Source organism: Streptococcus sp. DD12 (assembly GCF_001578885.1).
In the GTDB taxonomy this organism is placed as follows: Bacteria; Bacillota; Bacilli; order Lactobacillales; family Streptococcaceae; genus Streptococcus.
Genome location: NZ_KQ969495.1, coordinates 223721 through 238206, shown reverse-complemented (window position 1 = coordinate 238206; position 14486 = coordinate 223721). Strand labels below are relative to the sequence as shown.

Annotated in this window: 13 protein-coding genes; 3 read left to right on the top strand and 10 right to left on the bottom strand. The window is 44.8% G+C overall.

Going from position 1 to position 14486, the window contains the following annotated elements; translation table 11 throughout:
* Window positions 1–9 precede the first annotated feature (9 nt).
* The 8 genes from STRDD12_RS01065 to STRDD12_RS01030 form a co-directional block, all read right to left on the bottom strand.
* The gene (locus STRDD12_RS01065; RefSeq protein ID WP_066914110.1) at window positions 10–1041 is read right to left on the bottom strand and encodes an ABC transporter permease; all 1032 of its coding nucleotides are present in this window, start codon (window positions 1039–1041) and stop codon (window positions 10–12) included.
* Window positions 1042–1049: 8 nt separating this feature from the next.
* Window positions 1050–1961 carry an ABC transporter permease gene (locus STRDD12_RS01060; RefSeq protein WP_066914109.1) on the bottom strand — a complete coding sequence of 304 codons (912 nt, stop codon included), beginning with the start codon at window positions 1959–1961 and terminating at the stop codon, window positions 1050–1052.
* Between the two features lie 9 nt (window positions 1962–1970).
* A complete protein-coding gene (locus tag STRDD12_RS01055; RefSeq protein WP_066914107.1) occupies window positions 1971–3617 on the bottom strand; it encodes a peptide ABC transporter substrate-binding protein in 1647 nt (548 codons plus the stop codon).
* Window positions 3618–3762: 145 nt separating this feature from the next.
* Entirely contained in the window at window positions 3763–5208 is a 1446-nt protein-coding gene (locus STRDD12_RS01050) for a 6-phospho-beta-glucosidase (protein WP_066914105.1), read from the bottom strand.
* Between the two features lie 84 nt (window positions 5209–5292).
* A complete protein-coding gene (locus STRDD12_RS01045; protein ID WP_066914103.1) occupies window positions 5293–5931 on the bottom strand; it encodes a GDSL-type esterase/lipase family protein in 639 nt (212 codons plus the stop codon).
* 1 nt (window position 5932) lies between these two features.
* Complete coding sequence (locus tag STRDD12_RS01040; protein ID WP_066914101.1) at window positions 5933–6571, bottom strand: NAD(P)H-binding protein; 639 nt, start codon at window positions 6569–6571, stop codon at window positions 5933–5935.
* Window positions 6572–6646: 75 nt separating this feature from the next.
* The gene (locus STRDD12_RS01035) at window positions 6647–7207 is read right to left on the bottom strand and encodes a TM2 domain-containing protein (protein WP_066914099.1); all 561 of its coding nucleotides are present in this window, start codon (window positions 7205–7207) and stop codon (window positions 6647–6649) included.
* Between the two features lie 72 nt (window positions 7208–7279).
* Window positions 7280–8788: a zinc ABC transporter substrate-binding protein AdcA gene (locus tag STRDD12_RS01030; protein ID WP_066914098.1), complete on the bottom strand. Its 1509-nt coding sequence runs from the start codon at window positions 8786–8788 to the stop codon at window positions 7280–7282.
* Between the two features lie 177 nt (window positions 8789–8965).
* Between STRDD12_RS01030 and sdaAB the strand changes: the two genes are divergently transcribed.
* Window positions 8966–9637: an L-serine ammonia-lyase, iron-sulfur-dependent subunit beta gene (gene sdaAB, locus STRDD12_RS01025; protein WP_066914097.1), complete on the top strand. Its 672-nt coding sequence runs from the start codon at window positions 8966–8968 to the stop codon at window positions 9635–9637.
* A gap of 11 nt (window positions 9638–9648) precedes the next feature.
* Complete coding sequence (gene sdaAA, locus STRDD12_RS01020) at window positions 9649–10518, top strand: L-serine ammonia-lyase, iron-sulfur-dependent, subunit alpha (RefSeq protein ID WP_066914096.1); 870 nt, start codon at window positions 9649–9651, stop codon at window positions 10516–10518.
* 804 nt (window positions 10519–11322) lie between these two features.
* Here sdaAA and eno read toward each other — a convergent pair.
* Window positions 11323–12621, bottom strand: a complete 1299-nt coding sequence (eno, locus tag STRDD12_RS01015) for a surface-displayed alpha-enolase (protein ID WP_066914095.1) — start codon at window positions 12619–12621, stop codon at window positions 11323–11325.
* 236 nt (window positions 12622–12857) lie between these two features.
* On the opposite strand from eno, the gene STRDD12_RS01010 reads away from it, so the two are divergent.
* Window positions 12858–13310 (top strand): YueI family protein, encoded by a 453-nt coding sequence (locus STRDD12_RS01010; protein WP_066914094.1) that lies wholly within the window; start codon window positions 12858–12860, stop codon window positions 13308–13310.
* Here STRDD12_RS01010 and STRDD12_RS01005 read toward each other — a convergent pair.
* Window positions 13307–14416: a glycerate kinase gene (locus tag STRDD12_RS01005; protein ID WP_066914092.1), complete on the bottom strand. Its 1110-nt coding sequence runs from the start codon at window positions 14414–14416 to the stop codon at window positions 13307–13309. The two genes, STRDD12_RS01010 and STRDD12_RS01005, sit on opposite strands and share 4 nt — an antisense overlap.
* Window positions 14417–14486: the final 70 nt, after the last annotated feature.

Sequence of the window (14486 nt, the reverse complement as noted above, 5' to 3'; positions counted from 1 at the left end):
AACACCTCCTTAACGGTCACCTGACTTTGGATCGAACGCATCACGTAAGCCATCTCCTAAAAGGATAAAGGCTAATGAGATGAGGATCAAAGCCAGTGACGGTAAAATAATTTGATAAGGGTAATATTGGAAGTTCTCTTGAGCATCTGTAATCAGTGACCCGAGAGAGGCTGTTGGTGGTTTTACCCCCAAGTTAATAGCTGATAAGACCGCTTCATACATGATAGCACTTGGAACAGTCATCATAATTTGAACAATGATAACCCCTGAAATATTTGGTAGCACGTGCTTCAAGGCGATTTTAGCCTTGCTCTCACCCAGAGAGCGAGAGGCTAAAACAAACTCCCGTTCACGGTAGGACAAGGTCATGTTTCGTACCTGACGGGCCATGGAGGTCCAACCTACGATAGCGAGCGAGATGATAATGGACAGCATCCCACTTCCTAGCCAAAGGCCCAACATGGTCACAATAACCAAGTTAGGGATAGAGGAAATGATTTCGATAATGCGTTGCATCACCAAATCCACTTTCCCACCAACAAAACCTGAGATAAGCCCATAAACCACCCCGATAAGCAAGTCAAAGAAGGTCGCAACAATGGCAATCATGAGGGAAATGCGCACACCCACGGTAATCCTTTTGGCCAAACTACGCCCAAGGCTGTCTGTACCCAGGATGAATCTTTTATTCTTTGGAACTTCTTGGTAGGTATAGGGGTCTGTGTCCTTGCTATTTCCTGAATAGTGAATCTTACCATTCCAGAAAGGCAAACTGTCTGAAATTTTTGGTGGCAAATTCCGATAAACGGTCACTTCATTGGCATTAAAGTCATTGGCATCTTTTTGAGTGACAAAAACTGTAGAAAGCAATGAAAAAGCTATCAAAATTGTCAAAAACCAGAGCGATACTACCGCTAATTTATTTTTCTTTAACCGACGCCAAGCATCTTGTGTGAAAGACAAGGCTGGCTTGGTAATTTTTTCTTGTGAACTGCTAGACCCAATGCCCACCAGTTTAAACGTGTTTTCTTGTGTTGCCATACAACCTCCTACAAACGCACACGTGGGTCAACCAAGCTGGTGATAATATCAGTCACCAGGATGGCTACCATGAGCATAACTGCGTAGACAATCGTTGTTCCCATGATGACAGGGTAGTCCTTACTTGGGATGGATGTTACAAACTGTTGCCCAATTCCTGGGATAGAGAAGATTTGCTCAATTAAGGCAGAACCTGTCAAGATATTGGCAGTCATAGGACCAATCAAGGTCAATACGGGAATCAGGGAATTGCGGTAAGCATGTCGAGACGTTACCTGACGTTGGGTCAAGCCTTTGGCGCGAGCCAGTTGGATATAATCCGAATTCAAACTCTCGACGACTTCGCTCCTAAAGAATCGCGTCACTTGTGCAAAAACAGGAATTGCTAGCGCTACAGAAGGAAGAATGCTTTGTTCAAAGGTTCCCCAACCTGACAAAGGCAGGAGGTTCCATTCAAAGCCGAAATATTCCAGTAGGAAGAGGGCGACAATGAAGGATGGTACGGAAATACCGAGAGTGGAAATGACACTTAAACTGTTATCAATCCAATTGTTTTTGTTGCGAGCAGATACTGCCCCAACAAGCAAGCCGGCAACAACCCCAATGACCAAACCTTGGATACCGAGTTGTACGGACACACCAAGGCGTTGGGCAATCAAGCGAGAAACTGGTTGGTTGATGGACTGGTAACTGGTCCCAAAATCACCATGCAAGACATTGCCCAGGTAAGTTAAATATTGTTGCCAGACAGGACGGTCTAAGCCGTATTGCTTATTCATCAAAGCAATCATCTGTGGAGAAAGTTTGGGGTTATTATAAGGTGTCCCAGGCATGATTTGCATCAAGAAGAAGGACAAGGTTACAACTACCCAAAGCGTCACCAAGAGCAGGGCAACCCGTTTTAAAATATATTTAGCCATAATGCTCCTTTACTTGGTTTTGTAGGCATAGGTGAAATCAACGCTTAGACCTGTCGAGTTACGGATTAAGCCTTTGATTTTCTTGTTTTGCAAGGCGCTTGATGACCGTGCATAGAGAGGATTGTAGTAAGCATTATCATAGAGAATCTTTTCAGCAGCTTTATAATCTTCTGCCCCTGCCATCTTGTCCATGGCATCTGTGGAGATAGCCTTATTGTAGACGGCATCATAGTTGGCGTCATTGACTTTACCGTAGTTGTTTGATGACGTGCTGTTAAAGAGACCGTAGAAGGTAGACCCTTCTGGATAATCTCCACCCCATAGGGTGAGGGCGACTTCGTAGTTTTGTGACTGCAAGTCGGCTACCCGTTGCTTAAAGGTGACAAACTTTTCGTTAATGGTCAAACCTGGCAAAGCCTGTTGCCAAGACTGTTGCAGATAGTCTACTGCTGCTTTTGCTGCTGGAGATTCTGAATCTGCTGTAATCGTTAGGTTAATACTCTTAACTCCTAGTTCCGCCAAACCTTCTTTAAAGAGTTTGGCCGCTTCTTTAGGGTCATAGTGATAGCCTGGCGCTACGTAATCTGATAAATCCTGACCATTTGGCAGCGTCTCTAGGGATTTAGGGACGAGACTTTGTGCTGCCACCGAACCGGTATCAATTGCTGCCTTAACGACACCATCCCGATTAGTCGCCAGATTGAGCGCTTGACGAATCTTGGTGTTCATCAGAGGCTTCACACTGCCTGACAAATTGTAAGACATATAGGCACTAGCAGCCTCAGAAACTTTTGTCACACTAGGGTTGGAAGCATTGGCAATATACATGGGTTGGGTATTAGAAATATTTGCTATATCTAATTGCCCACGTTTAAACATTTGGACCGCAGTATCTGGTTTTTTGATGGTCTGAACATTAATGGTCTTGGTCTTGACGTGTTTTGCATCCCAGTAGTACTTATTCTTTTTAAGCGTCCAAGAACCATTGGTTCCATTCCAATCGCTAACCGTATAGGCACCAGAATAGAGCATGGCTTTTGACGTCGTTCCATAGTTGCTACCAGCTTTTTTGACGAAAGCTTCTTTTTGAGGGACAAAGTTAGCAAAACTCAAGAGGTCCTCAAAGAAAGGAGAGGGTTCACTTAATGTAAAGATAACCTTGTTGCCTTCAGCTTTTACCCCTAATTCTGAGACAGGTTTTTCCCCATTTAAAACCTCTTCTGCATTTTTAACATGGGCATCAGTAACGAGGTAAGCATACTCAGATGCGGTCTTAGGGTCAACAATCCGTCGCCAGCTGTAGACAAAATCCTCAGCGGTCAAATCCGAACCATCTGACCATTTAAGGCCATCACGCAAGGTCGCTGTGTAGGTCAAGCCATCCGCTGACACAGTCACAGAGGTCGCCGCATCTGGTTGCAAAGTCCCATTTTTCCCTTGCCTAAGCAGGTTCATCCCTGAGTTTCCAATCGCCAAAGCGGAATAACTGTCTGTATTTTTAGACATATCCAAAGTTAAAATTTCTGTTGGCGTATACCAGTTAATCGTCGACGTGTCTTCTGATGCATTCTGACGACAGGCAGAGAGCGTAACCCCTGCTACAATCGCAAGTCCAGCAGTCATCAGAGAACGTTTTAGAAAACTTGTTTTTCCCATAGTTTCCTCCGAAAGTCTTTTTTGTTGTCCATTATAGCATAAAAATAACTTAAATACCTTATCAGGTGGAAAATTTTCTGAAAATTAAAAAAGAAGTCAAATTTTAATCTGGTCAAAATTCAACTTCTTTATGAGAATAATGCACTTAGTCTCTTAAAACGCTGGCGCCGTCAGTCGCAATGACTTCTTTGTACCAATCAAAGGATTTTTTCTTGGTCCGTTTAAGGCTACCATGCCCTTCATTGTCACGGTCTACATAGATAAAACCGTAGCGTTTTTTCATTTCGCCAGTTCCTGCAGATACCAGGTCGATGCAGCCCCAAGTGGTATAGCCTAAAAGCTTAACACCGTCTTCATTGATGGCTTGTCCCATGGCCTTGATATGCGCAGCCAGATAGGCGATACGGTAGTCATCAGCCACGTAGCCATTGTCATCTGGTGTGTCCACGGCACCCAGACCATTTTCCACAATAAAGAGGGGTTTTTGATAACGATCCCAAATTTGGTTCAAAGTAATCCGTAAACCAAGTGGGTCAATTTGCCAGCCCCACTCAGAACTTTCCAAATAGGGGTTCTTCACCGAAGCAAAGATATTCCCATCTGTCTGGTCCGTCATCTCAGGATCGGCTGAAGCCACACGGCTCGCATAGTAGGAGAAAGACACAAAGTCGACGGTGTGTTCTTTTAGCAATGCCAAGTCTTCGTTGGTCATGTCAATGGACAAGCCCTCACGCTCGAACTTCTTCAAGGCATAACTTGGGTACTCACCACGCGCCTGTACGTCGATAAAGAAATAGCTTTCGCGGTCTTCCTGCATGGCTTTCCAGTAGTCCTTAGGGTTACTGGTGTAAGGATAATAATTTCCTGCCGCCAACATACAACCGACCTGATTTTCTGGATCAATCTCATGAGCAATTTTTGTCGCTAAGGCCGATGCTACTAACTCGTGGTGAGCCGCTTGGTACTTGACTTGCTCTTGATTTTCACCTGGTTCAAAGCAAAGACCTGCTCCCATAAATGGGGCATGCAAAATCATGTTAATCTCGTTAAAAGTCAACCAATATTTGACCAAACCTTTGTAACGGGTAAAGAGGGTCCGACACAGTGTTTCATAAAAGCCGATGAGGGCACGGTTGCGCCAGCCCCCATAGTGCTCAATCAAATACATAGGGCAATCAAAATGCGTAATGGTCACCAAAGGCTCGATGCCATACTTGCGGCATTCTTTGAAGACATTTTCATAAAATTGCAAACCGGCTTCATTCGGACTTGCCTCGTCCCCTTTAGGGAAGATGCGCGTCCAGGCAATAGACAGGCGGAAAGTCTTAAAGCCCATCTCAGCTAAAAGAGCAATGTCTTCTTTGTAACGATGGTAAAAGTCAATCGATTCCTTGGCTGGGTAAAAGTAACCTTCCTCAAAATCAAACATTTTCTTTTGCCCAGTAATGATGGCATGGCGGTCCTTACCGATGGGCACAACATCAACATTGGCTAGGCCACGACCATCTTCTGCATAGGCCCCTTCACATTGGTTGGCAGCTGTTGCACCACCCCAGAGAAAATCTTTTGGAAATGTAGTTACTTGACTCATATTGGCCTCCTTTTTCTTACACTAAGAGTATAACAAGCTAAAAAGAAAAAAACTCCTATTAAAATCGGAGTTTCTGATACTATACTAGGAAATGCTAGCCTTGAAATAATCAGACCAAGCCTGAATCAGTGGCAAATAGCCGTCAACCGTCAGGTGGAGCCCGTCTACACTCAAGTTTTGTTGCAAACGGCCTTCTTCATCAAAAAGCGCTTCAGGCACAAAGAAGACCTGGTCAACCAAATCGCAAAGGCCCGCATTGACTTGGGCAATGGTCTGACTGTTACGCCCTTTTTGATCTCTGGGAAAGCGTTCAAAATTAACGGGAAGGAGACTTTGCATGAAAATGCTACAGTCAGGCAGGGCTTGACGAATGGCCTCCACCAGACGCTTGATATTTTCCAGCGTTTGCTCTGGACTATAAATCCTTAAATCATTGATGCCCACCCAAAGGATGACGCGTTTGGGCTTTAGCCCGAGCAACTGCTCGTCCAAATGCTTTAAAATATCCAAGGTCGTGGTACCATGAACACCCCGATTATAGACAGGGCCATCGAGGGTTAACAGTTCTGAGATAGGGCAATACTCGACCAGTGAATCCCCAAGAAAAACAGTGCCTCCTGCAGGAACCAGTTGGTTGAGTCGTGCATAACGTTTCCACAAATGTTCTTGCTCGACTTGCAAGAGGCGTTCATGATAGCGCGTTTGGTTGCGTGAGAGACTCATATCACACCTCTTTGACCGCTTGGATGAGAGGTTTTTCCCCATCTCCCATAGCGATAACTTTTCCAATGGTATTATCAGCTGTTAAGACTGCCGCCAAAACTGCTGCCACATTGGGAATGCTATTCCGGCTGAATTGCTCGACCTGAAAACTAACCAGACCTGTCGCTTCTTGGGCTTCTTCGAGAGCTCCTGCTTGTAAAATCGTATAATCTAGGCCCGATCGATGCATCAACCAATCATCTGCAAAATACTTGGCCATCAGATAATCCCGCAAGGACGAGAGCTTGGGATTTTGCCATGCCTCAGGCGTCAGTGAAAATAAACTGCTCAACATGATAAATCGCTTGACGCCAGCTAGCTGGGCAGCTTGCATCAAGGCAACTGCGCCAAAAGCATCCACGGCCAATAACTCCTTGCCACGAGAACCTGCCGTAAAATAAACAGCATCCACTCCTTGCAAGAGTTTTGTCAGTTCAGGGATTGGGCTGGTTAACTCCAAAGTCACCGCTATCAACCCCTCCTTATGAGGCAAACGATTGACTTGCCGCGTTCCAGCTACCACCTGATGCCCCTGACTTAGCAAATCCTCTATCAGCACTTGGGCTACCCGTCCCGTAGCTCCTGCCACAAATACTTTCATCTGGTCTCCTTTCAAAAAACAGCGCCCCAAAACTGAGACGCTGTTATTATAGCAAGTATGCCGACATTTGTCTGACTAAAGGTTTGACTCTTGCGAGTTCTGTGGGGTTTGCGAACCGACAAAAGGTTCTTGCGCTTGAGGTTGGAAAGGCACTTGATGGGGTTGTCCAGCAAATGGCGCATTGGTTGGTTGACCAAAAGCTTCTTGACCAGGCACCGCATAGCCTGCAGGGAGGCCAACATATCCGTTTAGGGCACTTGTCAACCGTTGCCCATTCTTAGCTTTCACGGCTTTGACAATCAAAAACCAATCTACCAAAGCCCAAATAGCATCCGCCAAAAGCAACAAAAGGCCGATAATACCAATGACAGGAATAATCCCAAGCAAGACACCCAGACCAAACAAGACGCTCTTACCGACACCTAGACCGATATCTTCATTGTAGTAGCGGTCAAGTCCAAGATAACCGGCCGATAGAGATAAGAGCAAGGCGCGTGTCGGACTTTTGAATTCTGTGGCTAGAATACGGTCCTCTTGCTCCTTGGTCACCTCACTAAGGCTCTCACGGATTTGTGGCAATTGCTGAGCTGGGAATAAGTCTAATTGGCTGTAAAAATAATGTTCAGAAAAAGACATAGCGAACTCCTTTCGTATTAAAAGTAGTCTAACCTAAAAACCCCGCCCTGTCAATGCGAGGTTTTTGTCAGCTTAGTGAGCAATCATCTCTTGAGCGATTTCATGCCCAGTCAATTTAGCAGGATAATAGGTTGGCCAATTATCCATTTCTTCAAGCAGTTTCTCTTGGCTTTCCCCTCCCATAAAGATATGGAAGTGTTCTGCCTTGGTTGGTGCGATATTGTGGTCGCTAAACTGAATGTATTTAAAGTTACCAGCGTCAGCTTCTTTGGCCTCGAAGAGGTAACGCACACCTCGATTGCCTTTTTTATAGGTTAAGACCTTGTAGCCTTTGTAGGTATAGGTGTAGGTTTTCTTTTCACCATTGACGGTGAAAGTCATGGTGTTCTTTTTGCCATTGATACTAATGGCAGAAACATCCGTTTTATAACCTGTCTCATAGTAAGCTTTATATGCTTCTGCAGACTGGTCTTTTTTAGATTTGGCCTTGTAATCCCAAACACCATCTAAGCTACCGTCTTGCAAGTAAGGATAAACAGACTGCCAGTCACCGGTCCAATCAGACAAGGTGCGGTTTTTGATGTCTTTGTCTTTAAAGTAGCCATTAGCCACTGTTTTTTTAGTATCTGTTTCTGGCTCAATTTCTTTACCAGCCTTGTCTGTCGTCTTCTTGAGAGATTTTAGGTTTTCTTTCATGACAGAGAAGTAATCTTCCCCAGATTTCAGCTCTTTGTTGGTTAAGCTTTCCAGCGGATTTAAAACTGCTGTTTTAACCCCTGCTTCTTTCGCCAAGGTTTTTGAAACCTTGCTTGAGGCATTTTCTTCAAAGTAAATGTATTGAATGTCGTATTTTTTGATGTACTTAGACAAGGAAGCCAAACGTTTGGCAGATGGTTCTGTGTCTGGTGAGACACCAGAGATAGCGATTTGGTTAAGACCATAGTCCAAAGCCAGGTAGCCAAATGCCGCATGTTGCGTCACAAAGCTTTTTTGTTTAGCGTTTGACAAGGCTTCTGTGTACTCTTTATCCAGTTGAGACAATTTGTCTGTATAAGCTTTCGCATTGGCTGTAAAGCTGTCTTTTTTGTCAGGGTATTTAGCAATCAAAGCATCCCGAATGTTATTGACCAATGTTATAGCCCGTTTAGGGGATAACCAAACGTGAGGGTCATAAGCATGGGTATGCCCTTCATGGCCTTCTTCTTCCTCTTCAGCAACACCTGGTGCTAAGAGCATATCACCTGTGGCTTGGATAACCGTAAGATTCTTTTTATCAATGGACTTGATAACCTTTGGCTCCCAGGTTTCCATGTTAGGGTCTAAGTAGACAAAGACATCCGCATCTGAGATCTTAGCCACATCTTTAGTTGACGGGTCAAAGTCGTGGGGCTCAGTTCCTGCTTTCATCAGCATGGACACATCAGCCTGATCTCCTGTCACGGCTTTGGTGAACTCATAGACAGGGTAAAAGGTGGTGACGACCTTGATTTTATCATCAGCTGAAACCTTTTGGGGCGCAAAGAATTGCCCGACAACAAGCCAGCTAAATAAAGAAAGAGCTAAAAGCCCTAGTTTTTTCATGTTAATAACCTCCTAATGATTAACTGGTTAAATGTTTACCGGTTAAGTATATCACGATTTAAGAATAATGCAAGTAAAAATTGTTGATTTTTTTAAAAATTTGCACAAGCTCGATAAAGCTATTCGTGACGATTCGTGGTATACTGTGAATACGATTACAATAGGATGAGGCTTACTATGAAAAGTTTAAAATTTCAATCTGTTTTTGACATTATCGGCCCTGTAATGGTCGGCCCTTCTTCTAGTCATACTGCTGGGGCTGTGCGCATCGGCAAAATCGTTTCTGCTATCTTTGGGGAGACACCTACAGAAGTTGAATTTCAGCTCTTTAACTCTTTTGCCAAAACCTATCGTGGCCATGGCACCGATGTGGCCCTAGTGGCTGGTGTCCTGGGAATGGATACCGACAACCCTGATATCCCAAAATCTTTGGATATCGCTCGAGAAAAAGGCATCAAGGTCTACTGGAAAATCAACAAAGACAGTAACGCCCCTCACCCAAACACCACGCGGATTACCCTCAAAAACGCCCATAAAACCTTGACCGCGACAGGCGTTTCTATCGGAGGTGGTAATATCCAAGTGACTGAAATCAATGGTTTTGCAGTCAATCTCAAAATGAACACCCCGACACTTATCATTGTCCACCAAGATATCCCGGGCATGATTGCTTTGGTTACGGATAGTTTGTCTAGTTATGGCATCAATATCGCACAGATGACCGTCACACGAGAAAATGCCGGTGAAAAAGCCATCATGATTATCGAAGTTGACTCACACCAGTGTGATGAGGCTGTGGCAGATATCGCTAAAATCCCCCATCTACACAATGTGAACTTTTTCAGTTAAGAGGAGTTGCTATGTTTTATACCATTGAAGAATTAGTGCAACAAGCTGACCGTGACTATCAAGGAAATATTGCCGAACTCATGATTGCAACTGAACAAGAGCTCACTGGTCGGGAACGTTTCGAAATTATTGACCTCATGACACGTAATCTTGAAGTGATGAAAGCTTCCGTTGTCACAGGTTTATCCCCTGAAAAATCACCAACCGGTTTGACCGGAGGCGACGCTGCTAAGTTGGACACTTACCTCAAAAGAGGCAAAACATTGGCTGGCACTGCTGTGCTAGGAGCTGCGAGAAACGCTATGGCTGTTAATGAATCCAATGCCAAAATGGGGCTTGTCTGTGCCACACCTACCGCGGGTTCTGCAGGTTGTCTACCAGCTGTCTTAACCACAGCAATCGACAAGCTCGACCTAAGCATCCCCCAACAATTAGACTTTTTGTTTACTGCTGGAGCCTTTGGTCTGGTCATTGCCAATAACGCTTCTATCTCAGGGGCCGAAGGTGGCTGTCAAGCCGAAGTCGGCTCTGCATCTGCCATGTCCGCCGCAGCGATTACTATGGCGGCTGGGGGCACGCCTTTTCAAGCCAGCCAAGCGATTTGTTTTGTCCTAAAAAACATGCTAGGTCTAATTTGTGACCCAGTTGCAGGTCTTGTTGAAGTTCCCTGTGTCAAACGAAATGCCATGGGCGCTAGCTTTGCTCTTGTGGCAGCGGATATGGCGCTGGCAGGCATCGAGTCAGCGATTCCAGTTGATCAAGTCGTGGATGCCATGTACCAAGTGGGGTCTGCCATGCCAACTGCCTTTCGAGAAACAGCTGAAGGTGGCCTAGCTGCAACGCCAAAAGGCAAAGCCTTGGCCAAGCAAATCTTTGGGTAAAATTACCACATACTGCAACCATCTGCTACCAGATGGTTTTTTTGTCAGCCAAAAAAGAGAACACAAAAAAAGACGAGTGCACACTCTCGTCTTTTAAGTTGTTTCGTTGTTCAATGGCCACCTCCATTTCAACTCATAAGGAAGAAATCTAGTAGCTGTCTCCATTTTTGTACCGACTGACAGTGAATTGTAGCATAAAGATACCTCGCTCATCTGTTTTGTCTCTATGGGATTACATTGGACTAACCTCCATCGTCTTATTGAGGGACAATGCAGTTATTAGAGTCTCCGTTTTTGTAGCGTCCTAAATTTCCCAACATATCGCTACCTCCTAATGAAAGCCAACACATGCCTACTGTCTATTTGGTGTCTCCATTTTTGTACCGAGAGATATGTAGTGTCATTGGACAAGTCCTCCTACCCCTTATTTAAAGTGTTTCAGGTGGCGACTGTGTCACCGTTTTTATAGCGCCCCATATTTGTCATAAGTATGCGCCTCCTTGAGAAATCCTGATAACAGTGAACTGGATAGTTATGACGACAGACCTTTAGTCTCCGTTTTTATACCGAGCAATAGGTGTTTTTATCATAGAGTTTCCTCCTTTATGTTCCTTTCCTATTGACACCTATAGTATAATGTAAGCGCTTAAATTTGTCAAGCATTTTACTGTTATTTTTGATTTTTTATTTTGAATCTAAAAAAAAGAACCCTAGGTTAAACCTAGAGTCCTCAGAAACGTTGTTAAATCAACATCCGAACTTTCCAATTTTAGGGTTCGGGATAAAATAGTTCACTGAACTATTTTATTTTTTCAAGTTGTAGAATGATTTCAAACCACGGTATTCTGCAACTTCACCAAGTTGGTCTTCGATACGAAGCAATTGGTTGTATTTAGCAATACGGTCTGTACGAGACAATGAACCTGTCTTGATTTGACCAGCGTTAGTTGCCACAGCAATATCAGAGATTGTTGAATCTTCTGTTTCACCTGAACGGTGTGATACAACGGCAGTGTAGCCAGCTTCTTTAGCCATTTCGATAGCATCGAAAGTTTCAGTCAAAGTACCGATTTGGTTAACTTTGATAAGGATAGAGTTAGCTGCACCTTCTGCGATACCTTTTTCAAGGTAAGCTGTGTTTGTTACGAAGAAGTCGTCACCAACCAATTGAACTTTGTCGCCAAGACGTTCAGTAAGAGCTTTCCATCCGTCCCAGTCGTTTTCGTCCATACCATCTTCGATAGTGATGATTGGGTATTTGTTAACCAATTCTTCAAGGTAGTCAATTTGTTCTGCAGCAGTACGTTTAGCACCACCTTCACCTTCGAATTTAGTGTAGTCGTATACACCATCTTCGTAGAATTCTGAAGATGCACAGTCAAATCCGATGAAGACATCTTCGCCTGGTTTGTAACCTGCAGTTTCGATAGCTTTGATGATTGTTTCTACAGCATCTTCAGTACCGTCAAATTTAGGCGCAAATCCACCTTCATCACCAACAGCTGTTTCCAAACCACGGTCTTTAAGGATTTTCTTCAATGTGTGGAAGATTTCAGCACCCCAACGAAGCGCTTCTTTGAATGTAGGTGCACCAGCAGGTACAATCATGAATTCTTGGAAAGCAATTGGAGCGTCTGAGTGAGAACCACCATTAATGATGTTCATCATTGGTGTTGGCAATACTTTTGTATTGAAACCGCCAAGGTAGCTGTAAAGTGGCACTTCAAGGAAGTCAGCAGCAGCACGCGCAACAGCGATAGACACACCAAGGATAGCGTTAGCTCCCAATTTACCTTTGTTTGGAGTACCGTCAAGTGCGATCATAGCACGGTCGATACCTTGTTGGTCACGTACGTCGAAACCGATGATGTGGTCAGCGATAACATTGTTTACGTTGTCAACAGCTTTTTGAGTTCCAAGACCGTTGTAACGAGATTTGTCGCCATCACGCAATTCAACCGCTTCGTGTTCACCAGTAGAAGCACCTGAAGGCACCATACCGCGTCCGAATGCACCTGATTCAGTGTAAACTTCCACTTCAAGTGTTGGGTTACCGCGTGAGTCAAGGACTTCGCGAGCGTAAACATCAGTAATAATAGACATGTTATTACTCTCCTTATAAATTTTTTACAGTTCTTATGATAGCACAATCTAGGGTACTAGGCAAACTAAAATCGGTATATCCCCACTTTTATTCCCAAAACTGGCAAAATCTTTCAAAATAGAATTCCATTTTCCCATTTAAAGGTACCAAGACAGTGCAAAGCCAAAATCCCCATCCACACACAAAATAAGGTATAATAGGGCAACAAGAAAGATAGTGATTGGAGACTTCTAGCATGGATGCCATGGAACAACGCCTAGCCAAAAGCGCTGCTGGGGAACACCGCTTGGACCCCGACCAACAAAGAGCCTACTTTAACACCTTTAAAGAACGCGTCGTCTTGACGGTATCCGTCGCCAATGCCAAGACTTCTGCCGTTAAAACGCACTTTGAAGCGGTTTTAGGAGACTTAGCGGACCGTTACCAACCCTTAACCTTAAAGATTTCCCCCTGTTTACCTACCGATTTGCAGCTCTTTTACTTAAAATTAGCTAAGGGCCTGGGGATTACCACTTGCATTGTCGATGAAGACCACGCGCATTCTGCCTTTGGTTTGGTCCTTCATACTGACCATGCGGTCAATCTGCCTGAAACCTCTTTTGCCCACTGTTACCCCCAATATTTCACACAAGAAGAGCCTGTCAACCAGCAGGATAAAAAATCTTTTTGGTCCAAACTTTTCGGTTAAAGGCTGACTTTTAGGGCCTGAGCCAGGGCCGCTGTCGTTTGGACAATATTGGCATAAGCCTCTGAAAAGGTCTGCTCCAGAGGAGCTAGCCGTGGGATGATGGAAAAAGCTGCCTGTATCCCTGCTTGAGGAAATTCGGGCAAATCAGCGGATAAACTCCCACATATGGCAAAAACAGGAACGCCAGCAGGCGTTCTTTTTGCTACCCCAATAGGCGCCTTGCCCGCTAAAGATTGACGGTCCATCCGCCCCTCACCGACAAGCACCAAATCCGCATCAGCAACCTGCTGGTCAAAAGCTAAATGGTCTAAAACAGCATCAATCCCCGAGCGAATTTCAGCCCCTGCAAAGGCCATGAGGCCTGCGGCTAGACCTCCTCCTGCTCCCGCTCCTTTTACCTCGAGAATTTCTGGGAAAAAGCGTTGATAAAAGGCCTTAAAGTCCTGGTCGCATGTCTGTGCCTCCTGCTGACTCAACCCTTTTTGAGGTCCGAAGGTCAGACTTGCTCCGTGTGGACCACATAAAGGGTTAGAAACATCCGACAAAATCTCAATTGTTAGGTCAGACAAGTCACATACTTGACTGGCATCAATAGAGGCTATTGCCGAGAGGTTCTGCAGGGGGTTGTCTATCAGACACTTGTCCTTATCCAAGAAACGATAGCCCAGTCCCTGAGCCATGCCAATACCGGCATCATTGGTTGCCGTGCCACCCACCCCAATCGTCAGCCGTCGAAAAGAGTGATTCGCCAATTGCCCTATCAGCTCGCCAACACCACGCGTGGTCAAATTAAGTGGTTGCCGTTGGTCTAAAGGCAGGCTCTCTAGACCAACCACACTCGCCACTTCGAAATAAGCCTGACTATTATCAGTAGCGACTTGCGTTGCTTGGATTTGCCCTAGAGCATGGGTGACCCAAAAAGTGTTTTGAGGCAGATGCAAAACCTGGGATAGGGTGTCTATCGTTCCTTCCCCGCCATCTCCTAGAGGGAGTTGGACCAATTCTGCCTCAGGAAAAACGCGGGCAAAGCCTTCTGCCATAGCCTGAGCAACTTTGGACGCTGATAGCGACTCTTTAAAACTATCTGGAGCTAAAATGATTTTCATGCGACTTGTCCTCCTCTTTCTTCTAGTATACCAAATCAGGACAAGCCTATAGTTTAAAACTATAGCTTTG

Excerpts from the sequence above, each read along its gene's own strand:
- STRDD12_RS01065 (WP_066914110.1), bottom strand. The coding sequence starts at position 1,041 with ATGGCAACACAAGAAAACACGTTTAAACTGGTGGGCATTGGGTCTAGC.
- STRDD12_RS01060 (WP_066914109.1), bottom strand. The coding sequence starts at position 1,961 with ATGGCTAAATATATTTTAAAACGGGTTGCCCTGCTCTTGGTGACGCTT.
- STRDD12_RS01055 (WP_066914107.1), bottom strand. The coding sequence starts at position 3,617 with ATGGGAAAAACAAGTTTTCTAAAACGTTCTCTGATGACTGCTGGACTT.
- STRDD12_RS01050 (WP_066914105.1), bottom strand. The coding sequence starts at position 5,208 with ATGAGTCAAGTAACTACATTTCCAAAAGATTTTCTCTGGGGTGGTGCA.
- STRDD12_RS01045 (WP_066914103.1), bottom strand. The coding sequence starts at position 5,931 with ATGAGTCTCTCACGCAACCAAACGCGCTATCATGAACGCCTCTTGCAA.
- STRDD12_RS01040 (WP_066914101.1), bottom strand. The coding sequence starts at position 6,571 with ATGAAAGTATTTGTGGCAGGAGCTACGGGACGGGTAGCCCAAGTGCTG.
- STRDD12_RS01035 (WP_066914099.1), bottom strand. The coding sequence starts at position 7,207 with ATGTCTTTTTCTGAACATTATTTTTACAGCCAATTAGACTTATTCCCA.
- STRDD12_RS01030 (WP_066914098.1), bottom strand. The coding sequence starts at position 8,788 with ATGAAAAAACTAGGGCTTTTAGCTCTTTCTTTATTTAGCTGGCTTGTT.
- sdaAB (WP_066914097.1), top strand. The coding sequence starts at position 8,966 with ATGAAAAGTTTAAAATTTCAATCTGTTTTTGACATTATCGGCCCTGTA.
- sdaAA (WP_066914096.1), top strand. The coding sequence starts at position 9,649 with ATGTTTTATACCATTGAAGAATTAGTGCAACAAGCTGACCGTGACTAT.
- eno (WP_066914095.1), bottom strand. The coding sequence starts at position 12,621 with ATGTCTATTATTACTGATGTTTACGCTCGCGAAGTCCTTGACTCACGC.
- STRDD12_RS01010 (WP_066914094.1), top strand. The coding sequence starts at position 12,858 with ATGGATGCCATGGAACAACGCCTAGCCAAAAGCGCTGCTGGGGAACAC.
- STRDD12_RS01005 (WP_066914092.1), bottom strand. The coding sequence starts at position 14,416 with ATGAAAATCATTTTAGCTCCAGATAGTTTTAAAGAGTCGCTATCAGCG.